The following is a 22,781-nucleotide window of genomic DNA, read 5'->3' as shown; positions in this document are numbered from 1 at the left end:
TTAGAAAGATTTACCAACAATTTTAGTATATTCAGGAAGCAAGTCTTAATTAAAAAGATGCCTTGCGATCGCGCGATCGCCCGGTTTTCGTTTATACAGCAGTAAACCTACACCAACAGCTACTAAGGTGCCTAGTATTAAATCCGATTCGGGAACTGCTACAATCTTACCCGAACGGTTAATAACGAGAAAAAGGCGATCGCCTATTGTATACCAACTACTTGCAACCAACCTCTTTCCCTAATCGCCTGTTGTAGGAGATCGCTTTATACACGTTTTCTTAGTTTTGTAGAAATTGGTAGAATTGGCTATCTCATAATCCAGTTGTAGGGTTGAAAAGTCATGATGGCTCAAAACAATGGCAATGGCAACGTCCATCAAACTTTGCGATGCTTTCAGTTTCTCTTCCAAATAAATCTGCCAATAAACTTTCATATCACTTTCGAGAATTGGCTTCTCAATTGCTGTAACAACACCGTCCTGCTTGGGATGAATCGAGCAAGCAGCGTACTTCCACTCATTTCTATCCTTGAGAATGATATCAGGGGAATCACCAATCTGTAATTGGAGATGTAATTCGTTTAAACGTACCCCCTGATATATCTCAAACATTCTCGATACAAGCTCTCCAGGACTGCGTGCAGCTACTTCTATCAGAATTGGTTCTTCGCTACCTTCTTGTAAGAAGAAATCAATATTGATTACACCATTTTTGGGGTAACTGTGTTCTAAACTTTGTAACGTATCACTTGAGAATTGCCAAAGTTTCTGAAATTCTGGCTCTTCTTCTCTAACAACAATATTACCGATTTGATGACCATAAATGAACTCATCATTAGGTCGATAGTGCTTGCAAGCAGCAAAATAACAAGGTTGACCATTTTTGATAACAACACTTGTATTGTATAGTTGACCTTTAATAAATTCATTGAATTCAAATTCTTCATCTGAATCTACATTGCTGTCACACCAGGCTTTCAACTCATCAACAGTACGAATTCTTTTAGTTTTTTCACTTCCGGCTCCCGTAACTGGTTTGATAAAGATGTAATTACCTAGTTCTTGTTGAACAAAATTTAAGTATGAAACTAGCTCTTGACGGTATTGGTCTCGATCAAAAATCAGATGCTTTGGCACCCGAATCAGGGAATTTTTGAGGGTAGATTTGAGATAATTCTTATCAGTAAACTGGCGGATCGTTGTTGGGCGATCGCCTACCAAATTTAAAGCTTCACGTAACTGTGCAGCTAACAACACTGAATACTCATCATTGGTAACAATCCGATTGTTATCCAAAAGTTTATAATCAGTCTGAATCTGTTGATAAGTTTGGAGCAGATTTTGCAAATTATAAGGTTCTACAATTCGCACAAGATCCAAGTACTGATACTGGTAAGGTACAACCTTACTGAGTCCTCGTCTACTACAAAGTAAAACCAAATTTCTATTATCAGATTGGATATGCTTAAAATCAGTTTCGTAGGGAAGCATATCATGCAGTACAAAAACAGTCTGCTTATTGCTATCTATCTTATTACTATCCAAGGCAACTGGATTTGCCTCCTCATGGAGCATTTCTTGTATCAACTGGACAATTTCCTGCGAACATCCCCATGACAGAGTTACTCCTGACCCTCCATGTCCGTAATTATAAAATACGTGTGTATTTAAAACCCTTTCCACACAAACATTTTCCTCTGTTAATGGTCGTAAACCAGTCCTAACAGGCTCCTTCTCATCTAGTGGGAGTTCTCTTAATTCCTGTAGAAACTCCAAACAGCCATCATACATCTGTCGGATAATTGGAACCTCAAGAGATAAGTTTGTATCCCATTGGTCTTGCTGGGTTAATCCTCCCAAGACCACTAAATCATCCCCTTTAGGAACTATGTAAACGATGTCTTGCTCACTTGAAGAAGATTCTTCGTGGGAAATACAATGAGCCTCTGTCACAACTTTCCCTAAATTCTTAACCCTGACAAGTGCGCCCCTTAGGGGATACATGGAAGTATCCCCTGTAGTTGCGATCGAACCTAGTCCAGCACAGTTAACAATTGCTCTTGCATTAAAACGACGAAGTAATTCCTGTTCATTTTCAACTACATTGACAGTGATTTTTTCCTGAATAATCTCGCATCCAATATTCTTTACGTATTGAAGTAACCACTTCATGTAAATATCGGTATTTGTCATCGGAGCCATGTGCTTATAAGCATCTTTTATACCTCCTTGAAAATTCAAATCAATCGTTTCTTTGACAATTTGTAAGCCTCTTTCAAATCCATCAACCTTATCCTTCAACTCGTTCATTTTGCGAAGGTCAGTATGTCGATTTTCCAAAATATCTTTGAAATAAAAATATGCATCCCTTAAATAAATTCCTGTTTCTTGTGAACCAAACTCTGCGTGTATTTTTTTGAATTTATTATAGGTAGTCATACACCATTCTTTAGAGCGTTCTAGGGATCTAGGAGCTCCATGACGACCACAGACTGCTGGTGGCCATTCCCACAATGCACCTGCCACAACAGAGGTTAAATCTGGGGCAAAACGATCTGCAACAATCACAACACCAAAACCTGCTTCTCTCAAACATATAGCGGTTGTCAGACCACTTACTCCCGCCCCAATTACTAAAATAGTTATATCATTGTCTATCAATAGATTACTCATTAGAGATTATCTCAATTTTTTCAGTACAAAACGAATGTATTAGCTTACCCATTAATGATATTAATTGGATCGTTCTTAGGTTTTTCTAGGGTTAATAAAATCTTAGTAATTAGCATTTGCTACGAGTATTACTTAGCAATAATTTTCGGTTAATAACTAAGCAGTACTAATAATGAAAAAACGAGTAGCTAGCTTAATTTTCCGATCCCACCTGCATGCAGGTGGGATTACTATTGTGTCCGGTGTGTAGAACCCGCTACATATAACAGAACAGCGGGTTTGTGCTGACTACAGTTATTGTGGATCTACTTGTGGGTGATAGTAGTCGTGAACGTGTTTATTAGTGACTTTACTCATGCAGGTTGTGTTGGCTTTGCTCCCGTTACACAAAACACGGTTACACTTTTGGGTGCTTTATTGATTTACTATTAGTTTCTTTCAGTGGGTGCGTCTTGTCCCTTACGCGTCTCGCAAAAGGCAATTATTCCGCCGCACCTGTCGCTGAAAATGAAAAATCTTCCAGTCAAGTGGAACAATTGAATCAACACGCGTAAAATCTCAAGAGAAAACCAATTTACAGGTATTGAGAGCAAAGGTTATCTTAATGATGACTCAGTTTTGGTGATGTTAATCAGAAAGTTGCTGCCTCGATATCCGCAGTGTAAGATTGCAATTTTGAATAGGGTGTTGGTTGAGTGGGAGGGTTAGCGATTTTAGTCGCCAAATTAGTGCTGTTGGTAACAGTTTTCGCTTCTTCCAAAGCTTCTCGACCTGTAATCAATCTAGAGCGACGATTACGAGTGATATAACTCCATGCCCACTGAAATACGACTACTAATTTAGTGTCAAACTCGATTAAGAAGTATATATGAACGACTAACCAAAATATCCAACCAAGGAAACCTTGGAGCTTGATGAAGCTTAAATCTACAACAGCTAAATTTTTGCCAATCATCGCCAAACTACCCACGTCATTGTAACGAAATTGTGGTAGTGTTTGACCTTGAAGGCGTTTTTGAATGAGTTTAGCTACATATTCTCCTTCTTGTTTGGCTACGGGTGCAACACCAGGTAATGGTTTTCCATCTTGATGAGAGAAGTTGCCTAAATCTCCGATGACAAAGATGTTTTTATAACCCTTAATTGTCAAGTCTGGTTCTACAATCACACGTCCGGAGCGATCGCACTCTACACCTGTGCGGTTTGCTAAAACTTGCCCCATAGAGGAACCTTTCACACCTGCTGCCCATAATATAGTTTTTGAGGCAATTTCTTGAACTTTATCACCTTGCTTGAAAGTAACGATATCATTTTCAATATTCGTCACCCTGGTATTAGTTTGGGTAACCACACCCAACTTTTGCAAAGATACTTTTGCTACTTTTGATAACTGTGGTGCCATATGAGGGAGGATGTGCTCGCCTCCTTGCAATAACAAAATCTTAGTTTCTGATGTGTCGATGTTGCGGAAATCTTCAGTGAGAGTTTTTGCCAACTCTGCGATCGCACCCGCTAACTCTACACCAGTGGGACCCGCTCCGACAATCACAAAAGTCAACCAAGCACGGCGTAGTTCGGGATTGGTTTCTTTTTCTGCAGCTTCAAATGCCGAGAATATCCGGCGACGTATTTCTATGGCGTCTTCAACAGTTTTTAAGCCAGGAGCCAATGGTCTCCAATTATCGCGACCATAATAGAAATGGTTAGCACCTGTGGCAACAACTAATGTATCATAGGGTATTGTTCTATCATCCAGAATAACTTCTTGGGCTTCTGGATCGATATCATTGACTTCTCCTAACAACACTTTTGTATTCTTGCTTTTCCTGAATACAGCTCGTAAGGGTGAGGAGATATCAGAAGGTGATAGCGTACCTGTCGCAACTTGATATAAAAGCGGCTGAAATAAATGAAAATTACGTTTATCGATGAGAGTAACGTTGACATTCGCTTTGGCAAGAGTCTTCGCTGTATATAGTCCACCAAAGCCTCCACCAATGATTACAACGTGATGTAGTGCATTATTCTCATGTACAACTACCATAATAACTATTTCCTTTCGTTAAGAGGTTGTAAATTTTCTTAACAAATATCTAGCAAAATTAGAATAAAGGCTGCCGTTCATTTATGGCATTTGAAGAAGTATTAAAAGTAGTCTAAATTACAGCAATTCAAGCAGAAAGGTGACGTGGGCGAGCTTATAAATCTAAGATACAGCAGATTTCAACTTGGTGAGGTACAAAAATTACCCCCCTCTGTCCCCCCGATGCCTTGGGGGGATGAAAGGGGGGTGTACCTCATTCAGATGCAAAGCGCTGTTTGTTCGAGTTAGGGATTGCAGTAATTGCATAAAGAGGGATCTGCCTCTTGTATTCCATCTGGAAACATCACGTCTTTAAAAAATCTACATTTTTGACATTTATAAGTGACGGCAAGAGTCAGTTCTGTGGGGGAGTGGCAATATGCACAAGGTAATCCCTTTTTCCTAGAAAATACATCAAACCCAGGAAAGTCGCAATTAGGGCAAGCATTTCGGATTTTCTGAATCAAGTCATAAGTTGCTCTAGCAATATTTTTCATTCTCGTAGGGTTATAAAGAGCACGCATATCTGTTTCTATTGAAATTTCACCAGTCTTAGACTGATTTAAAGCAAATGCGACTGCTTCTACAAGTTGTTCTGTTGTATTGATGCCTTTGATAATTTCTTCTCGATTTTCGGGTGCAGGATGAACCATCACCACAACAGCGTGTTCGGGAAAGCCAACTTTCTCAGCGAACTCATGTGCTTCTTCAATGCTTTTGATGACCCGATGGCTGAAGTTAGTTTCAATAGTAACTGATTGACCAATAATTTTTAGTTCATTTGTTCTATCCAAAAAAATAATAATTTCTTGATTGCATGGTACGAAAGGATTACTTGGATGGGGACTAAATGTACCTTCACTTGCTAAGGCTAACGTTTCATTCGTGAGGGATAAAACTGTTTCTGCTTTCAGTCTTGCTGCTTCGATTTGGGTTCCTGTCCTTTTTACATCCCTTGTAAATGTACCGAAGCAATCTGTATCAAAATCTTGTGGAACTATAACTTCAACACCTAATTCTTGTCTGAGAATTGGAGCGATCTCTTTCTCTTTATGATGCTTAGTGGCTAATACTGCTACTCGATTGTTAAACAGTGGATGTTTTTTCATGTTCAATTTACAAAAATAGTACTCTTAAAGGATGTTTGAAAAGTGGTTTGCTGTCATTTTCATCACATCATTACCCCATTACCCCCCTTAGTCCCCCCTTATAAAGGGGGGAAATAAGAGAAATTTAGTTCCCAGACCAATACATCGGTCTGGGTTAGGGTGGGGTAAAAAATATTTAATACATCAATCATGACTTTTAAAACATCCTCTTAAATCATTTATGAGAAACCAGATCCTTGAATTATGAGAGAAGTCGAGAATTAGATTCTTGTATATAGACCTCAATCAATCATTGCTATTAGGAAATTGATGACTGCTTATCTTACAATATTAAGACTATCTATCCTTAACAAAACTCAATAGATTTCATCATGAAAACCCTATAGATGCTTATGTATAAGGTTCTTATATCGTTCTGAAGACAGACATACATCAATTTTTCTCTATACTTATCATTAATTTATGTTAATACGATAGACTTGCTCGTACCTAGAGGAGCATTTAGGTAAGGATTTTCTTATGGTAAAGATATAAGATTTTTTTAATAATCAAGATTGAAAATCAACAAATTATTTAAAAAAGGTGATAAGTTTATCTACAACAGATAATTCAATCCAGTCCCAATCACATAATTAATGTTCTTGAGTCTGACTTAAGTTTCAATCTACGGAAGAATACTGTTTTTTTGAGCAAGGGATCTCTTTGTTCCATTGCTGTATGCCGGCAATCAAAATTAATTAAAATTACCACAGGAAAAATTTATGACTGAATTTTCTCGACGCAAATTTTTGGTAACTGCTGGTGTTTCTGCTGCTGGTTCTATATTCTTAAAAGGATGTTTGGGAAATCCTCCGGAGCCAGGAGGGACGACAAATCAAGCACAGCAAGTTGCTGCTACCAATGTCTCTGCAGCAGATGCACCAGAGACTAATACAGTTAAACTCGGATATATTCCAATTGTTGAAGCAGCACCTTTCATTATTGCAAAGGAGAAAGGTTTCTTTGCTAAACATGGAATGACTAATGTCGATCTATCCAAACAAGCGAATTGGGGTTCGGCAAGAGACAACGTAGAAATTGGAGCTGCTGGAGGCGGAATTGAGGGCGGTCAATGGCAAATGCCCATGCCTTACTTAATTTCTGAAGGACGCATTACTAAGGGTAATAGAAAAATTCCCATGTATATCCTGGCTCAATTAATTACTCAAGGTAATGGTATCGCGATCGCAAACAAGCATTTGGGCAAAGGCATTGGCGTAAAAGTTGCTGGGAAGGAAGCGTTTTTTGCTCAATTGAAATCAGCAAACGCCGTCTTCAAAGCTGCATACACCTTTCCAGGCGTCAATCAAGATTTTTGGATTCGCTACTGGTTAGCGGCATCAGGTGTCGATCCAGACAAAGATGTTCAACTCCTAACAGTGCCAGCAGCCCAAACAGTTGCCAACATGAAGACAGGAACAATGGATGCGTTTAGTACTGGCGACCCCTGGCCTTACCGCATTGTCCAAGATAAGATTGGCTTCATGGCAGCACTGACAGCTGAAATTTGGAAAAACCATCCAGAAGAATATTTTGCCATGAGGGCAGATTGGGTTGACAAACATCCAAAAGCCACTAAAGCCCTTCTTAAAGGACTCATGGAAGCGCAGCAATGGTGCGATAACTTTGACAACAGAAAAGAATTAGCTCAAATCCTTGCAGGACGAAATTACTTTAACGTCCCTGCATCAGTTCTGAACGATCCATTCATAGGTAAATACAACATGGGTGATGGTCGTACAATTGACGATCGCAAAATGGCAGCATTGTACTGGAAAGATGAAAAAGGTAACGTTTCTTATCCATACAAGAGCCATGACCTTTGGTTTTTAACAGAAAGCGTGCGTTGGGGCTTCCTACCAGAATCGACCTTAGCAAATGCCAAGACACTTATAGATAAAGTTAATCGCGAGGACTTGTGGAAAGAAGCTGCTAAAGAATTAGGCGTAGCGGCGGCTGATATTCCCACCAGTACATCTCGTGGTGTTGAAGAGTTTTTTGATGGCATCAAGTTCGACCCAGAGAATCCTAAAGCTTACTTGCAGAGCTTAAAGATTAAGAAAGTTAGTGGTTAGTGGTTAGTAGTTAGTGGAGAAACAACTATCAACTAACAAATAACAACTAACAAATAACAACTAACAAATAACAACTAACAAATAACAACTATCAACTATCCAACAACAAAGAGGAGAAAATCAATGGTAACGCTACAAAGACGCAATAACGCTACTGCTCAAAATCCCTGGTTATCCCGTATACAAAAGCAATTTCCCGACCTTATCCCACCACTAGTTGCGATCGCAATCTTTCTCGCTGTATGGCAAATCTTTACTTGGATTCCTGGAGCAACACTACCAGGTCCAATTCAAGTGATTCAAGATACGTGGATACTGATTCTGTATCCCTTTTATGACCGAGGAGGGATAGATAAGGGTTTATTTTGGCAAGTTCTTGCTAGTTTAAAAAGAGTTGCAATTGGTTATTCACTAGCAGCAGTCATCGGTATTAGCTTAGGTATTGCGCTCGGAATGAGCAAATCATTGTCGAAAGCTTTAGATCCAATGATTCAGCTATTCCGTACCGTACCACCCCTCGCTTGGGTACCCATTTCTTTGGCTGCTTTAAGACAAAATGAACCTGCTGCTCTTTTCGTCATCTTCATCACAGCAATTTGGCCTATTTTAATCAATACAGCAGTTGGGGTTAAGCAAATTCCTCAAGATTACAACAACGTAGCTAAAGTTTTACAACTTTCTCGCAAAGAATATTTCGTGAATATTCTTATACCTGCTGCTCTTCCCTACATTTTTACTGGTTTAAGAATTGCGATTGGTTTAGCTTGGTTGGCAATCATTGCAGCAGAAATTATCATGTCCGGTATTGTTGGAATTGGCTTTTTCATCTGGGATGCTTATCAAAACAACAATGTCAGCGAAATTATTTTGGCTCTTGTTTATATCGGTGTTATTGGCTTAATTCTTGACAAGTGTATGTTATGGGTACAGTCAAGAATTTTACCAGAAGAACAGAAATAGTGACCAGTGACCAGTAACCAGTGACCAGCGATCAGTGACCAGTAACCAGTGACCAGTAACCAGTAACCAGTGACCAGTAACCAGTGACCAATAACAAAGGACAAATAGAAAAATGAGCGTTTTTGTTGCTGTTGACCAAATTGAGAAAATTTTTCCCTTATCCGGTGGCGGTCAGTATATTGCTCTCAAAGGGATTGACTTACAAATAAAAAAAGGAGAGTTCGTTTCTCTCATCGGTCACTCCGGTTGTGGCAAATCTACCCTCCTCAATATGATTGCAGGTTTGGATTTACCAACTGAGGGTTTGGTAGCATTAGAAGGACAAAAAATTGCCAGACCAGGTCCCGATCGGATGGTGGTGTTTCAAAATTATTCACTCTTACCTTGGCGCTCAGTACGGGAAAATATTGCTCTTGCTGTCGATGCAGTCATGAAGGATGTACCTGCGGGCGAACGCAAAGGAATAGTTGAAAAGCATATCGATCTCGTTGGTTTGCGTCCTCATGCTGATAAAGCCCCAGCCATGTTATCGGGCGGACAAAAACAACGGGTTGCGATCGCACGTGCTCTGGCAATTCGTCCTAAATTGCTCCTGTTAGATGAACCTTTTGGAGCATTAGACGCACTGACAAGAGGCAATTTGCAAGAACAGTTGATGCAAATTTGTCAGGAAAACGAAGTCACTGCAGTTATGGTGACTCATGATGTGGATGAAGCGGTGCTATTGTCCGACAGAATTGTGATGTTGACCAACGGACCGGAATCAAAAATAGGACAAATTTTAGAAGTCGATATTCCCCGCCCCCGGAAGCGGATGGAAGTGGTAGAACATCCGAGCTACTACAGCTTGCGGAGTGAGATGATTTACTTCCTCAATCAACAAAAACGTATCAAGAAAATCAGAGCGAGAAAAGTTACAACAGTTGCCCGTCACGGTCTAGAAAAAGTTAACTTAGAAATTGGCTTCCTTCCTCTGACTGCTTGCGCCCCTCTTGCTGTTGCTCAAGAAAAGGGCTTCTTTACAAAGTACGGTTTGGACGAAGTTAACTTAGTGCGCGAAACCAGCTGGCGCGGAATTACCGATGGGATCGTTGGTGGCTATTTAGACGCGGCGCAAATGCCTTCAGGTATGCCCGTATGGTTAACTGTAGGTGGTCATGGAGATGTCCCCACACCTGTTGTGAGCGCACTGACATTAACTCGCAATGGCAATGCCATTACCTTAGACAAGCGTTTTTATGACAAAGGGGTTTATACCCTAGCAGATTTTAAACAATTATTACAAGAGTCCGCAGGGCAAAGCCATACTTTGGGGATGGTACACCCTTCCTCAATGCACAATATACTTTTGCGTTACTGGTTAGCAACAGCAGGCATTGACCCCGATGTAGATGTTTCTCTCAAAACCATTCCTCCCGCACAAATGGTTGCTGACTTACAAGCAGGAAGTATAGACGGTTATTGCGTGGGAGAACCTTGGAATCTTCGAGCTGCGATAGAAGGTATTGGCTTTACCGTCGCCACAGATTTAGAAATTTGGCAAGGACATCCGGGCAAAGTTTTGGGAGTTCGCGAAGATTGGGCAAATGCATATCCAAATACCCATATCGCTTTAGTTAAAGCTTTATTGGAAGCTTGTCGGTACTGTGCTGATGAAAATAACTTTTCAGAAATTCGTCAAATTTTAGCTCGTCGCGAGTACATCAGCACTAACGAAGAATATATCCAGCTTGGCGATCCAAACTCTATGGTTTGCAACCTCGAACAACCAATGCGAGAGTACGCTCATCATCTATTCTTTGGTGATGGAGTCAACCGTCCCAGCCGTACCGAACATTTATGGATGATGACTCAAATGGCGCGTTGGGGTGATATTCCTTTCCCCCGCAACTGGATGGAAATTTTGGAAAGGGTTTGTCGAGTCAGCGTGTTTAGCACAGCAGCACGGGAGCTAGGTTTGCTTGATATTAAGTACCATCGCGGTCCTATTCAATTGTTTGATGGCGCTGAATTTAATGCCGATGACCCTATTGCTTATCTCAACAGTCTTGAAATAAAACGCAATGTTTCCGTAGCAGAAGTCATTATCTACACGCGTTCCTCCGTCGCAGCAGCCTAAAAATTTTAGATTAATCCAAAATCATATGAACAATCGCACGTTTACTTCTCGCGAAATGACCAAAACATCTCCACAACCCCTCGCTATTCCCACCCGTCCCGAACCTTTCTTGGTGATGGATAGTGTTTCTAAAGTCTATCCCACACCAAAAGGTCCTTTTGTAGTACTTGAAGATGTTAACCTTACCGTAAATCAGGGCGAGTTTATTTGCGTAATCGGTCACTCCGGTTGTGGTAAATCAACTTTACTAAATATGGTTTCGGGTTTCACTAAGCCTACTAGTGGCTCGGTAATGCTTAATTCTAAACCCATCACTCAGCCGGGACCGGATAGAATGATGGTTTTCCAAAACTATGCTTTGTTACCTTGGCTGACTGCGTTTGAAAATATTTACTTGGCTCTTAATGCTGTTTTTCCTAACAAGCCCAAGGCACAGAAGTCAGCAATTGCACGGGAACATTTAGCTCTAGTAGGTTTGTCAGATGCAGGTGACAAAAAACCAACCCAACTTTCTGGGGGTATGAAACAACGGGTTGCGATCGCACGAGCTTTGGCAATTCGTCCTCAAGTCCTGATATTAGATGAACCATTTGGGGCATTAGATGCTATCACCAAAGAAGAATTACAGGAAGAATTGCTGAAAATTTGGAACGAACGGCGATGCACGGTACTGATGATTACTCACGATATTGATGAAGCGCTGTTCCTTGCAGATCGCTTAATCATGATGACAAACGGACCTGCGGCAAATATCGGTGAAATTTTAAATATTCCGTTCCCCCGTCCGCGCGATCGCGCTCGGATTATGGAAGATCCAAAATACTATCAACTTCGCAACTACGCTCTTGATTACCTGTTTCGTCGTTTTGCTCATGATGAGTAATTCGTAGTACGGGCAAGATGCCCTTACCACAAGAGTGGAGATTATAATACGGGCATCTTGCCCGTACCACAAGATTTAAATAAAAATATTTTTGTAGGGTGGGCATTGCCCACCTATTTTATTTACTACAAAACAAAAATTTTTCAATTAGGTACAATACATAAAAAAGTTATGGAACCGCAGCCTGTAGCAGAAGAACGCAGATAAATCTGTACTTGATTCAAGTGAGAATTCCTATAATGGCTTGCGTAGCAGTTCATTTTAATTTTATAGGCTAATGCTATTCATTTTGTGTTTATTATAAGGAATAAAAATACAAGTTTTTATATAATGTCGATGACTTCAAAAGTTTTATCTGGACTCATGGGATTATGCGTAGGGGATGCATTAGGTGTTCCAGTGGAATTTACTAGCCGTGCAGAACGATCGCGATCGCCCGTGACATCAATGCAAGGTTACGGAACTTGGGATGTACCACCAGGTACATGGTCTGACGATAGTTCGCTGACATTTTGCTTGGCTGAGTCTCTTTGTGAAGGGTTTTCACTCGATGCAATCGCACAATCCTTTTGGCGTTGGTATAACAACAATCATTGGACAGCACGTGGCGAAGTTTTTGATGTAGGCAATACAACATTTCTTGCCATTACCAATATAAAACAAGGAGTACCACCTTTAGAAGCAGGAGAAAAGAGCGAAAGAAGTAATGGGAATGGCTCCTTAATGAGAATTTTGCCTATAGCTTACTATCACAAAATATTAACTTTCTCAGAACTGATTTCTCGAACGCATCAAGTTTCTTGCATCACTCACGCTCATCTCAGGTCACAAATGGCTTGCGGTATTTATATTAGTATTGCAGTTGCTCTTTTAGAAGGAGCCAATCCAAACACAGCTTATCAACAAGGACTAAAAAACATAGAAGATATTTACTCAAATGCCAAGTATGCTTCAGAGAGATCGCATTTTACCAGAGTCATGAGTGGTGAAATTGCTCAGTTATCAGAAGAAAGTATTAATTCAAGTGGATATGTCATCGATACATTAGAAGCATCACTTTGGTGTTTGTTAAATAGTTCATCTTATGCTGAAGCAGTTTTAAAAGCTGTCAATTTAGGTGAAGATACAGATACAACTGCTGCTGTTACAGGCGGATTAGCAGCCATTTATTATGGAGTAGAAAATATTCCTAAAGAATGGATTGAGCAAGTTGCTCGGAAAGACGATATTATTGATTTGGCAAATCGTTTAACAGTAATTCTTAATTACTAAGCCACTAGAACAATGATAATCTGTCGTAAGTAGGTAGGTGAGAAAAAACTAGTTTTTATAAATTGGTTTGTTTAAGTTAGTATTTGGTATTATCGTCTCAAGTTTATAGAATAAGATCGATCCTGCAGCCTTTTTGGAGATGAAGATGAAAGCATATGAATTTTCTGCTAAGATTACGCCTGATGGTAAGCTTGAGCTACCGGATATGCAACTTGAAAATTTATCCAATAAATCTGTAGTAAGAGTTATTGTTCTGATTGAAGAAACATCTCATGATGAGGCTCATGAGGAAGATGAAGATGAAGATAATGAAAAGATAGAATCTGCTGTAGAAAGCTTTCGTAGATCCTGGTATCAAGCACGATTTTAAATATTAAAGGAGTTAAACCTTTACTAATTACAGCAAATGGTCACGGAACAAGACAAATGTGTCGTACAGACAAGTACGGTTTTCCAAATCGTCATTGTTCTAGAACTAAATTTCACTTCGGTTTTCAAACTGGAGACATAGTTAAAGCTGTTATCACTACTGGTAAAGTTGGTGAATATGTTGGCAGAATTGCGACTCGTGCTACAGGCAGTTTTAATATTTCAACTAAGAACGGATTAATTCAAGGAATTAGTCATAAATATTGCAAAAGAATTCATGCAAAGGACGGTTATTCATATGCATTTTGAATTACTTAGACTGCCACGCCAGTTGTCACAACGGGGGGAACCCCTGTTGTGGCACTAGCTCATTAAAATGGCTCGTGTCGCGGTTCCTCCACGAACTAAAGTTGCTTGGTTTCCCCGCTCCCGGAGGCTTCTGGATGATTCTCCCTCAATCGAGATCGAATCAACTTTTGAATTTCAGAGAAAACTACGTACTTTAGTGAAAAATACCGTCGGATTGCTAATGATATTCAGCCTGTAATTGCTCAATTACAATCAGGAAAACAGATAGGCAACCAAATTTCTGGGCTAGAGGGCTATGTAGTTTTTAAGGCGCATGTAAAGAACAGCGATCTTCAAAAAGGTAAAAGCTCTGGTTACCGCTTAATTTATTGGGTTGAATCACCTTTAAGTATTGTCTTATTAGATATTTATACTAAATCTGAACAGGCGAATGTATCTGTGAAAAAAATTCAGCAAATCATTGCTGAGTTTGAGGAAAGTAATGATGAGGAAGAAAAGCAAACAAAATAATTGGGCATGGTTATATCAACCTACTTGCTCAGAAATCCATTGAAGATAAGGTTGAGAACCAGCAACTACAGGTATCGCAATAATTTCAGGCACTTGATAGGAGTGTAGTTCGCGAATTTTTGCTTCCAATGTAGAAAATTGTTCTAAGTCAGTTTTAATCAATAACTGCCATTCTTGCTCTTTGTGTTTCTGTCCTTGCCAAGTATAAATGGAGTGGATTGGCATGATACTAACGCAAGCAGCTAGCCTAACCTCCACAAGAGCATTTGCGATTGTTTCCGCCTCTTCTACTGAAGAAGCTGTTACTAATACTACACCGTATTGAACTGATTCATTCATAACAAAATTACTAATGGCTAATGGCTAATTGTTCCATTAACCCTGTACGGGCGCAATGCCTTGCGCCCCTACTAACAACTAACCACTAACTAAACAGTAGTCGATGACAAAGAATACACTTGACCATCAATTAACAGTCGAGTGATTCCCTTAGCATGCAGGTGATAGCGAGCCTTGTGTAACATTTTACTATCAGGTATTTTAATCACGCGATCGCGTTTGGTGGAAAAGCGTTTGGCGACTCGGTGATTATCAAACACGGGTAGAGTTCTTTGCTGAGTTTCCAAGTTAGGAATTTGTCCTAAATCTCCAAAATCCCTCAGAGGTCGGGTGATTAATTCCGAGGAACGATCTATAACGAGATAGCAAGTTTTTGGCAAAGCTGCGGCTGACAGTGGTAGAACTCGAACAGAATCACTCTTACTTGTTCTTGCAACTAGCCGTGGTCTTTCTTCAAAATCTTCATCGTCATCATCGTCGTCATATTCCTCGTCCTCATCATCTAGATCGTCCAAATCATCTGAATCTAGCAAGTCCTCACCAAACATTTCCGCGATCGCATTTGTTGCTGAATAAGTATTTTCTCCCAATACACTGGGAATGCTTGCGATTTCAGGTGATTTTTGTTCTAACAATTCCAGTTGTTCGGCAATTGGTTCCTCTACAACTGGTAAAGTGAGTTGCTCTTGCTCGTCTTCCGATGTTGAGGAACGCCGCTTCACTCGTCTTGTTTTGGTGACTGGCTCAATGACTTTCGGAGTTTCGCGTTTGCTCCTCGTTGGTGTTGGCTCAACGACTTTCGGAGTTTCGCGTTTGCTCCTCGTTGGTGTTGGCTCAATAACTTTCTGGGGTTTGGGTTTTGTCTCTGGCTCTAGTTCTTCTTGTGGTTGAACCTCAACAACTTTCTGAGCAACAACGGGAGTTGCTACTTGTTCTTCATCTTGTTCTTCTTGCTCGTGAGTAAATACGGGCAAATTATCATAGCTAACTTGTGCCCTGCCTTCAGGAGTTCTAGCAGCACGTTTTAAAGAAACAAGGTACTCATACTCATCCTCTGGCAACGTACTTTTTAGCAAGCGGCTAATCGTGGAATTGCTCACGTCATAGCGCTCTGCCAAAGTTGAGGTTGTTTCCGCAGTTTCTCGATATAACTTGAGAATTTCTTGTTTGTCTGATTCTGTTAGTTTTCTCACGGTAGGACACCAGCCATTCCTTAATCTAAGTTCTTTTTCTTCCGCCTGCACGCCGCGAACGGTTTATTGATGCGTCATGTTCTAAAACAGCGCCCAAGCCAAATAAGACTCCGCTCCACACCCAAAATACCTCAAGTATTTCTCCACTTTGATAATTTGGAATCCAATTTGTGGCATATTTAAACCACATATCAGCTACATACAGTGAAAATGCTGCTGCTGCTATCATGCGCCAAGAAAGGGAAACTCTTCCCCCCCAAAAGGCTAGCAGTAGAGTAGACGCAATTACTAATAGTAGTACATCACTAACGATATAAAACCAGTTTAAAATTGCTGCTGTATTTTCTTCCCATGTGAGGATGGCAACTTTTGCTGCTTCTTGTGGTGGTTGGCTGGAAATTAACCATGCTAAAGCGCTCCCAAGTATTGCGATCGCTAGCACAATTGCCCATTGCCACTTATCTAGAGTTAGTCGTCTAGAAGCCACTGCCAACACCATACCCACACCTAGCAACACGTATGTTGCTACAAAAAAGACATCAGCAAAAGAAAGAATTGGTTCTTTTCCTAAAGCTATCTCCGTATATCCAAAAATTATCCCTCCAAGGAAATAAGAAAGCATACCGATGCCGATTGACAGCCATACATTTCGACCGCTGACGATTTGTGCGCTGCGCCAATTTCTCAAGCATAAAATACCAGCACCTAAGTAAGCCATTGCTTCAAAAATATTTGTACCTATTACGTACCACTCGGCACGTTTTTCTATGCCATCTGTGTCTGGAATTCTGGCACTGAATAACATAAAGTATAACAGTGCAAGGACTCCCCAGCCCATACTTGCCAAGACGATGTTCTGGGTGGAAAACATGGATTTATTTCGCTGTGTTTTGTTGTAAGCGCTACTCATAGAACTTTACAGTATAAATGCACTCTAGCATAACAGTGACCAGTGACCAGTAACCAGTTACCAGTAACTGGTTAAACCTCATACTTTTGAAGTAGGAGATTTGAATTTTGAATCAATCTTTTTCCGTAAATGAGGATTAATGATATGTATCATAGACATCAACAATTTTTTAAAGATACTTGAAAAGTTCTATCAGTTAATGCCACAGTTTACTTAAGGGAGATTGATTGAGCCAATTGATAAAAAGCGAGCGCTCGCCTTCTGGCATCTCTTGCAATCTCTCGCCCACTTGATGGGCAAAATTAGTATTGCCAAAAGATGCTTTTGCTAACCGATGCAATTCTTGCAAGAACGTAATTACATGATGTTCTTGCCAAGTTGGCAGTTGGGCTAGCTCTTCTAAGTCCATAGTCAGCAGTTTTTTGAGCGCCTCTGGTGAGGATACCTGAGGAAACTGCCATTGCTGCATGACTTCGGCAACACCTTTTTGAAATAATGTTGCTTGTTTTGAACCTAAAAAATCTTCTATATCGATAAACACAGATTGCAGCAGTAAAAGACTGGCAAGAGTAAAAATGCCCATCTTGCTACTACTACTTCCCGTGTCACTACCTATCTGGTCTACACGAACTTTACCCCAAACGCTGTAGCGATCGGGTTCCTCTAGTAAAACGCAGGCTTTGCCTCGGTTATCGGTTAAATCTCTCCACAAAGCTTTAGCCTCTTCTTCTTGACTAGCTTTGAAGACATTGATTAACCGAAAGGTTTGCCCCTGATAATAGAGGATTGGCACCTGCTGTTCTCGCTTTGGGTGCTGAATGGTAGATATTTCTACATCCTGCCGTTTCAAAATAAACATGACACTGGCAAATAACCTTACCGGGGCTTTATACATGGGATAAATCATCGCACGCTAGCTACATGGCTTTTGATGCAGCCTTGTACGCTGTTTTTAGAGCTTGCCGAACGACAAACTCATCGACAAATCGGTATAACTAACAAATAATCCATATGGTGGGTTGTAAGTGTACAAATAATATCTAGCGCCTTGGATCTTAGCCTTGACGACGTGAAATCTGCAATAATTTTAATTTGCTTTACGCAAAGGTTTGTCATTTTTCTGTTTATATATGTTATGATCGTTTCGTTTGTTAATAGTCTGGGTGCGTAACTCAGGGGATAGAGTAGCTGCCTTCTAAGCAGCGAGTCGCAGGTTCAAATCCTGCCGCACCCGTTTAACCGTTTAACCCCAGTAAAACTTCTCAAAGGCGGTAACTGTGATAGAATAATTACTGCTGTTGAGGGTTTATTTTGCTACATCATACAAAGAACAAAGGTGACATAGCTGCTGCAAAAGCAATAGCAGATCTCACAGTTAAAGGATACTTAGTTTTCACACCCGTAGTTTGCGAACATTTACCTTTCGATCTTATTGCTTATAAAAATAGTAAGTGTTACAGAATACAAGCTAAATACGCTGGAGACAATAGAGTCATCAAGAAAACCATTTGGGTAGATAAAAATGGTACTCATCAGAAAAAGTACCAAGAGGACGACTTTGATTTTTACGCTGTTTACCTACCTGATATAGATAAAGTTGTTTATCCATCGGTCAAGTTTTGTGGTTGCTACATTACTACAAAAATACCTAACTCAGCTACACCATTTTACTGGTGGGAAGACTTTACAGATTTTACGGAAGATGCAACTAAACGAACTTACAAAGAATTTGGAGTTGATTTAACAACTAGAAAAGTCAACACAGAAGCAAGAATAAACACGCGCAAAGTACCCAGACCCAGCAAAGAAGAATTACAAAAACTCGTGTGGGAAAAGCCAACAAGCCAAATTACAAAGGACTTTGGCTTGTCTGACAAAGCTATAGAAAAATGGTGCAAAGCTTACAGTATTGAAAAACCACCCAGAGGCTACTGGGTAAAGCTCAAAGCATCTACGTAAAGATTTTGTTCGGTAGCCAGTGACCAGTCATCAGTTCCCAAAAACACTGGTCACTGGTCACTGGTCACTGGTCACTGCTCACTGCTCACTGATTCACGCTCCCGGTCCAGCAGTCACAATCACCAATTTATCTGGATGAATTAACTCCTGAATAACCTGTTGCACTTGAGCGCTCGTCACTGATTCTATGCGCTTGGGATATTCTCGAATTTCTGCAGGAGACAAACCGTAAATAGCATTACCCAAAATAATCTCTGCTAAATTACTGGGATTTGCCAATTCTACAGGAAAACTGTTGGTAATCGAGCGTTTTGCAGCGTTTAACTCGGCTTCCGTAATACCTTGCTCTCGCAATTGCTTAAGCAAAGCAATTGCGCTGGCTATTGCTTTCTGAGTGTCTCCTGGAGCCGTTTGCATTTGGATTAAAAACGGACCGGGGTTAATACCAGCAGCAAAAGCGCTGTAAATACCGTAGGTCAGACCTTGACGATCGCGAACCTCAGTACCCAATCGGCTGGACAAAGTATCGCCACCCAAAATTTCATTCAGTACTAAAGCACTATAATAACGGGGGTCTTTCCGAGATATACTATTGTAGCCAATGTAAGTGACATCTTCTGCCTTCCCTGGAATTGCAGGGTTTAACTGTGTCGTCTTCTGAGGTAACGCTACTGAAGGTAAATTGAGTGTTGGTGGATTCCCCTCAGCTTTCCAATCACCAAAAGCTTTATTTAGCAAAGCTTTGACTTGGCTTGGCTCGAAATCACCAACTAGAGCAATAGTCATTGTATCTGGACGGTAGTGCTCTTGGTAAAAGCGCACGAGATCGTTACGAGTAATACTTTTCAAGCTCTGTTCTGTGGGGAAGCTATGGAATGGGTGATTTTCTGGATAAATCGCCTGTTGAAATACCCGTCTTCCTAAGCCACGAGGATCGTCTAACAGTGCTTTTAAACTAGTGAGCGATCGCTGTCTGCTAAGTTCGAGTTGAGCGTTGGGAAAATTAGCATTTTTGACCACATCTGCCAAAGTGTCAATTAATATTGGCAGATTAGCCGACAAGCCATTTCCACTAATACTAACTCCTTCACGATTTGCGAGAAATCCCAAACTAGCACCCCGATCTTCCAGAGTTTTTGCCAGAGTTAAAGCATCCTTAGTTTGAGTTCCATTCATGAGGTTGGCTGCAACCAAATTAGCCAAACCTGCTTTCTGATTGGTATCAAATACACTACCTGCTTGAATTTGTCCGCTCAGGTTAATTGTAGGAACACTGCGATCGCGAAGCAAGAGAACTTGCAAACCATTTTTAAAGATAAATTGTTCTGGTAGAGTTTGCTTCGTAGAAACACTGGTAGATTTAGCAGCAGGGAGGTATTTAGCCAGTTCAGCCGGATCTACAGGCTTACCAGGGCTAAAGTTTTCCACAGTGCGACCAGAACCAGCGCCAGTCGCTCCTGGTTTCCCATCAGGAAGAGTCGGTTCAAAAAAGCCGAGAGTTTGTTGAGCCGAATTGAGATAAGTTTTCGCAGCTCGCTGTACATCTGCTGCTGAAACTTTTGCTATTGCCTCAAGATAGCGCTTAATGTACAGATAATCACTAGAAACAATTTCGCTATATCCTAATTGAGTTGCTTGGCTAGTAATATCCTGGTTATTGAGAACAAAAGCAGCTTGGAGTTGTGTTTTTGCTCGATTCAACTCATCAGTAGCAACCTGTTTTTGTTGAAGTTCTGTTAAAGACTGTTGCAGAACTTGAGAAATCTTAGAGAGTTGTTGACCTGGAACTGCTGTAACGTTAATTTCATACCAACCGGGCTCAATCAGTTCTGCAGGACTCGCACTGACCGAACTAGCCAAACCAGATTCCACCAAAGCTTGGTAAAGTCTAGAACTGCGTCCACCAGTCAAGATAGCATCCATAACATCAATAGCAGCTACATCAGGATGGTTGGCATCAGGCAAAGGATATACAGCTTGTAACAGTGCTGCGCTACCCGGTTCTTTCAAGATAATAGGAGATTGGGGACTGGCGGTTGGGGACTGGGAACTGGCGATTGGGGAACTCGGGGTCCCCTCTGGGGATAAGGGGTAATGGGGACTGGCGGTTGGGGATTGGCGATTGGCGATTGGAGAAGTAGACTGGGTTTTTGCATTTTGACTTGTTGCGTTTCCCCGTCCTCGTTTCGGTAGTTTTCCAAAATTTTGTTCGACAGATTTGAGAACAGCTGCAGTGTCAAAATCTCCGGTAACAACCAGCGTTGCATTATCAGGACTGTAGTATGTTTGATAGTAGTTGCGGACTTGCTCTAATGTAAATTTCTCGACATCAGATTTCGTACCTCCTACAGGTAAACCGTAAGACCGATTCGGAAATGCAGCCCGCATAACAGCACGATTGAGACGATACCCTGGAGAATTTTCGTAACCCTGCAACTCTGAAATAACAACACGCTTCTCACTTGTGAGTTGGTCGGCTTGAATCAAAGCACTTTCCATGCGGTCCGCTTCTAGAGTCAGCAGTGCATCCAATTTATCGCGCTGTACCGTACTAAAGTAAGCCGTTTGATCGTAACTAGTAAAAGCATTAAACTGGCTACCCAAAGCACTCAACAAACGACCAAATTGCACTGGGCGGTCAGTAGTTCCTTTAAACATCAAATGTTCTAGCTGATGAGAAATACCGTTCTCACCTGCTTTCTCGTTACGCGAACCCACTCGATACCATACTTGTACGCTTACCACCGGGGAAGTGTGAACTTCCTTAGTCAGTACAGTTAAACCATTATTCAGAATAGTTTTTCGCACTCCTTGGGTGAGGGAAAGACCCGACACTGGCGTAACATCTGTTTGGAGGGCTGCAACAGAAAAATTGCTCAGCCACAGCACTCCACTCAAGAAGAGGCTGAAGAGAATCAGAAGAGAAGGACGTAGCTTGGATAGAAAAGACATAGTCTCAACACAATTAAAGTTAACTCGTGAAGATTGTCATTAGTCACTGGTCACTGGTCAGGTGGTCACTGTTTATGTGTATTTATATTTTGTAATGTAGTTCGGTTTTTTTGCTCCTAGCTACTTAGTTGTATCAGTGGAGGTAGATCCCCGTGGGGTTTCCCCACTTTGCCAAATTTTGTATAAAGAGGTATAACGGGCAAAGAATAGTTAAATTAATAACACTATTTTTATGCCTATTATGCCTACCAGTACTCAAACTATCGATATTATTCTTAATAATCTGAAACAAGTATATCCCAATGCCAGATACGAGCTAGATTGGGAAACTCCGCTTCAACTCCTTGTAGCAACGATTTTGGCAGCACAGTGTACTGATGAACGTGTAAATAAAGTTACAAAAACTTTGTTTCCCAAGTATCCCACAGCTAGAGCTTATGCTGAAGCTGATATTTTGGAACTTGAGGAAGAACTAAAACCAACTGGTTTCTATCGTAACAAAGCCAAAACCGTCAAAAGCATGTGTCAAGACCTCGTTGAAAGATATGGGGGAGAAGTTCCCAAAACAATGGATGAGCTAGTGACTTTACCTGGAGTTGCTCGTAAAACAGCCAACGTTGTTCTCAACACAGCTTTTAATACTCCTTCTGGAATTATCGTTGATACCCATGTTGCTCGCGTTAGCCAACGTCTGGGCTTAACAAAACGGAAAACTCCAGAAACCATAGAGCAAGAATTGATGCTACTCGTTCCTCAAGAAGAATGGACTTTTTGGGGACCTGCTGTTGTTCTTCACGGACGTTATACCTGCACGGCAAAAAAACCAAAGTGTGCGGAGTGCGTTCTCAAGAATGTATGTGAAAAGATTGGTGTAAACAGTGACCAGTGACCAATCAGTGACCAGTAATCAGTGACCAGTAATCAGTGACCAGTAATCAGTGACCAGTGACCAGTAATCAGTGACCAGTGACCAGTGACCAGTAATCAGTAATCAGTGACCAGTAATCAGTGACCACTAACAACTAAC

General features: G+C 40.8%; 17 protein-coding genes, 1 tRNA gene and 1 pseudogene. 10 read left to right on the top strand and 9 right to left on the bottom strand.

The window, feature by feature from the left end:
- Window positions 1–45 precede the first annotated feature (45 nt).
- The 4 genes from ACKTT2_RS26025 to ACKTT2_RS26010 form a co-directional block, all read right to left on the bottom strand.
- Window positions 46–231: a hypothetical protein gene (locus ACKTT2_RS26025; RefSeq protein WP_407892002.1), complete on the bottom strand. Its 186-nt coding sequence runs from the start codon at window positions 229–231 to the stop codon at window positions 46–48.
- A gap of 9 nt (window positions 232–240) precedes the next feature.
- A complete protein-coding gene (locus ACKTT2_RS26020; RefSeq protein WP_407892000.1) occupies window positions 241–2,673 on the bottom strand; it encodes an FAD-dependent oxidoreductase in 2,433 nt (810 codons plus the stop codon).
- Between the two features lie 631 nt (window positions 2,674–3,304).
- The gene (locus ACKTT2_RS26015; protein ID WP_407891998.1) at window positions 3,305–4,717 is read right to left on the bottom strand and encodes an NAD(P)/FAD-dependent oxidoreductase; all 1,413 of its coding nucleotides are present in this window, start codon (window positions 4,715–4,717) and stop codon (window positions 3,305–3,307) included.
- Between the two features lie 284 nt (window positions 4,718–5,001).
- Window positions 5,002–5,865 (bottom strand): DUF6671 family protein, encoded by an 864-nt coding sequence (locus ACKTT2_RS26010; RefSeq protein ID WP_407891996.1) that lies wholly within the window; start codon window positions 5,863–5,865, stop codon window positions 5,002–5,004.
- A gap of 761 nt (window positions 5,866–6,626) precedes the next feature.
- Here ACKTT2_RS26010 and ACKTT2_RS26005 point away from each other — a divergent pair.
- The 7 genes and pseudogenes from ACKTT2_RS26005 to ACKTT2_RS25975 form a co-directional block, all read left to right on the top strand.
- Entirely contained in the window at window positions 6,627–7,979 is a 1,353-nt protein-coding gene (locus ACKTT2_RS26005) for a CmpA/NrtA family ABC transporter substrate-binding protein (RefSeq protein ID WP_407891994.1), read from the top strand.
- Window positions 7,980–8,102: 123 nt separating this feature from the next.
- The gene (ntrB, locus tag ACKTT2_RS26000; protein ID WP_407891992.1) at window positions 8,103–8,939 is read left to right on the top strand and encodes a nitrate ABC transporter permease; all 837 of its coding nucleotides are present in this window, start codon (window positions 8,103–8,105) and stop codon (window positions 8,937–8,939) included.
- 112 nt (window positions 8,940–9,051) lie between these two features.
- Window positions 9,052–11,058, top strand: coding sequence for an ABC transporter ATP-binding/substrate-binding protein (locus ACKTT2_RS25995; RefSeq protein WP_407891990.1), 2,007 nt, complete (start codon window positions 9,052–9,054; stop codon window positions 11,056–11,058).
- A 25-nt stretch (window positions 11,059–11,083) separates the two neighbouring features.
- On the top strand, window positions 11,084–11,941 hold the full coding sequence (locus ACKTT2_RS25990; RefSeq protein ID WP_407891988.1) for a nitrate ABC transporter ATP-binding protein: 858 nt from the start codon (window positions 11,084–11,086) through the stop codon (window positions 11,939–11,941).
- 330 nt (window positions 11,942–12,271) lie between these two features.
- Window positions 12,272–13,213 (top strand): ADP-ribosylglycohydrolase family protein, encoded by a 942-nt coding sequence (locus ACKTT2_RS25985; protein ID WP_407891986.1) that lies wholly within the window; start codon window positions 12,272–12,274, stop codon window positions 13,211–13,213.
- Between the two features lie 145 nt (window positions 13,214–13,358).
- Window positions 13,359–13,583, top strand: a complete 225-nt coding sequence (locus ACKTT2_RS25980) for a hypothetical protein (RefSeq protein WP_407891984.1) — start codon at window positions 13,359–13,361, stop codon at window positions 13,581–13,583.
- Window positions 13,568–13,891: pseudogene (locus ACKTT2_RS25975) on the top strand (RNA-guided endonuclease IscB); the annotation flags it as partial. The gene ACKTT2_RS25980 and the pseudogene ACKTT2_RS25975, both read left to right, overlap by 16 nt.
- 525 nt (window positions 13,892–14,416) lie before the next feature.
- Here the strand turns inward: ACKTT2_RS25975 and cutA are convergent.
- The 4 genes from cutA to ACKTT2_RS25955 all read right to left on the bottom strand — a co-directional run bounded on the left by cutA (window position 14,417) and on the right by ACKTT2_RS25955 (window position 17,702).
- Window positions 14,417–14,740 (bottom strand): divalent-cation tolerance protein CutA, encoded by a 324-nt coding sequence (gene cutA / locus ACKTT2_RS25970; RefSeq protein WP_407891982.1) that lies wholly within the window; start codon window positions 14,738–14,740, stop codon window positions 14,417–14,419.
- 89 nt (window positions 14,741–14,829) lie between these two features.
- A complete protein-coding gene (locus ACKTT2_RS25965) occupies window positions 14,830–15,933 on the bottom strand; it encodes a transposase (protein ID WP_407891980.1) in 1,104 nt (367 codons plus the stop codon).
- Between the two features lie 25 nt (window positions 15,934–15,958).
- Complete coding sequence (locus ACKTT2_RS25960) at window positions 15,959–16,843, bottom strand: hypothetical protein (RefSeq protein ID WP_407891978.1); 885 nt, start codon at window positions 16,841–16,843, stop codon at window positions 15,959–15,961.
- A 196-nt stretch (window positions 16,844–17,039) separates the two neighbouring features.
- Entirely contained in the window at window positions 17,040–17,702 is a 663-nt protein-coding gene (locus tag ACKTT2_RS25955; RefSeq protein WP_407892107.1) for an Npun_F0813 family protein, read from the bottom strand.
- A 302-nt stretch (window positions 17,703–18,004) separates the two neighbouring features.
- Between ACKTT2_RS25955 and ACKTT2_RS25950 the strand changes: the two genes are divergently transcribed.
- A tRNA-Arg gene (locus tag ACKTT2_RS25950) sits at window positions 18,005–18,077 on the top strand.
- Between the two features lie 77 nt (window positions 18,078–18,154).
- Complete coding sequence (locus ACKTT2_RS25945; RefSeq protein WP_407891975.1) at window positions 18,155–18,802, top strand: group I intron-associated PD-(D/E)XK endonuclease; 648 nt, start codon at window positions 18,155–18,157, stop codon at window positions 18,800–18,802.
- Window positions 18,803–18,895: 93 nt separating this feature from the next.
- Here the strand turns inward: ACKTT2_RS25945 and ACKTT2_RS25940 are convergent, their stop codons facing one another.
- Window positions 18,896–21,754, bottom strand: coding sequence for a M16 family metallopeptidase (locus ACKTT2_RS25940; protein WP_407891973.1), 2,859 nt, complete (start codon window positions 21,752–21,754; stop codon window positions 18,896–18,898).
- 232 nt (window positions 21,755–21,986) lie between these two features.
- On the opposite strand from ACKTT2_RS25940, the gene nth reads away from it, so the two are divergent.
- A complete protein-coding gene (gene nth, locus ACKTT2_RS25935; RefSeq protein WP_407891971.1) occupies window positions 21,987–22,643 on the top strand; it encodes an endonuclease III in 657 nt (218 codons plus the stop codon).
- The last annotated feature ends 138 nt before the right edge of the window (window positions 22,644–22,781 follow it).

The organism is Scytonema hankhaensis NUACC26 (assembly GCF_045865695.1).
GTDB lineage: Bacteria > Cyanobacteriota > Cyanobacteriia > Cyanobacteriales > Nostocaceae > Scytonema.
This window is presented reverse-complemented; position numbering and strand designations above follow the sequence as displayed.

What these genes read in the sequence shown, in the direction of transcription:
- ACKTT2_RS26020 (WP_407892000.1), bottom strand. Translation starts at nt 2,673, where the DNA reads ATGAGTAATCTATTGATAGACAATGATATAACTATTTTAGTAATTGGG.
- ACKTT2_RS26015 (WP_407891998.1), bottom strand. Translation starts at nt 4,717, where the DNA reads ATGGTAGTTGTACATGAGAATAATGCACTACATCACGTTGTAATCATT.
- ACKTT2_RS26010 (WP_407891996.1), bottom strand. Translation starts at nt 5,865, where the DNA reads ATGAAAAAACATCCACTGTTTAACAATCGAGTAGCAGTATTAGCCACT.
- ACKTT2_RS26005 (WP_407891994.1), top strand. Translation starts at nt 6,627, where the DNA reads ATGACTGAATTTTCTCGACGCAAATTTTTGGTAACTGCTGGTGTTTCT.
- ntrB (WP_407891992.1), top strand. Translation starts at nt 8,103, where the DNA reads ATGGTAACGCTACAAAGACGCAATAACGCTACTGCTCAAAATCCCTGG.
- ACKTT2_RS25995 (WP_407891990.1), top strand. Translation starts at nt 9,052, where the DNA reads ATGAGCGTTTTTGTTGCTGTTGACCAAATTGAGAAAATTTTTCCCTTA.
- ACKTT2_RS25990 (WP_407891988.1), top strand. Translation starts at nt 11,084, where the DNA reads ATGAACAATCGCACGTTTACTTCTCGCGAAATGACCAAAACATCTCCA.
- ACKTT2_RS25985 (WP_407891986.1), top strand. Translation starts at nt 12,272, where the DNA reads ATGTCGATGACTTCAAAAGTTTTATCTGGACTCATGGGATTATGCGTA.
- ACKTT2_RS25980 (WP_407891984.1), top strand. Translation starts at nt 13,359, where the DNA reads ATGAAAGCATATGAATTTTCTGCTAAGATTACGCCTGATGGTAAGCTT.
- cutA (WP_407891982.1), bottom strand. Translation starts at nt 14,740, where the DNA reads ATGAATGAATCAGTTCAATACGGTGTAGTATTAGTAACAGCTTCTTCA.
- ACKTT2_RS25960 (WP_407891978.1), bottom strand. Translation starts at nt 16,843, where the DNA reads ATGAGTAGCGCTTACAACAAAACACAGCGAAATAAATCCATGTTTTCC.
- ACKTT2_RS25955 (WP_407892107.1), bottom strand. Translation starts at nt 17,702, where the DNA reads ATGTTTATTTTGAAACGGCAGGATGTAGAAATATCTACCATTCAGCAC.
- ACKTT2_RS25940 (WP_407891973.1), bottom strand. Translation starts at nt 21,754, where the DNA reads ATGTCTTTTCTATCCAAGCTACGTCCTTCTCTTCTGATTCTCTTCAGC.
- nth (WP_407891971.1), top strand. Translation starts at nt 21,987, where the DNA reads ATGCCTATTATGCCTACCAGTACTCAAACTATCGATATTATTCTTAAT.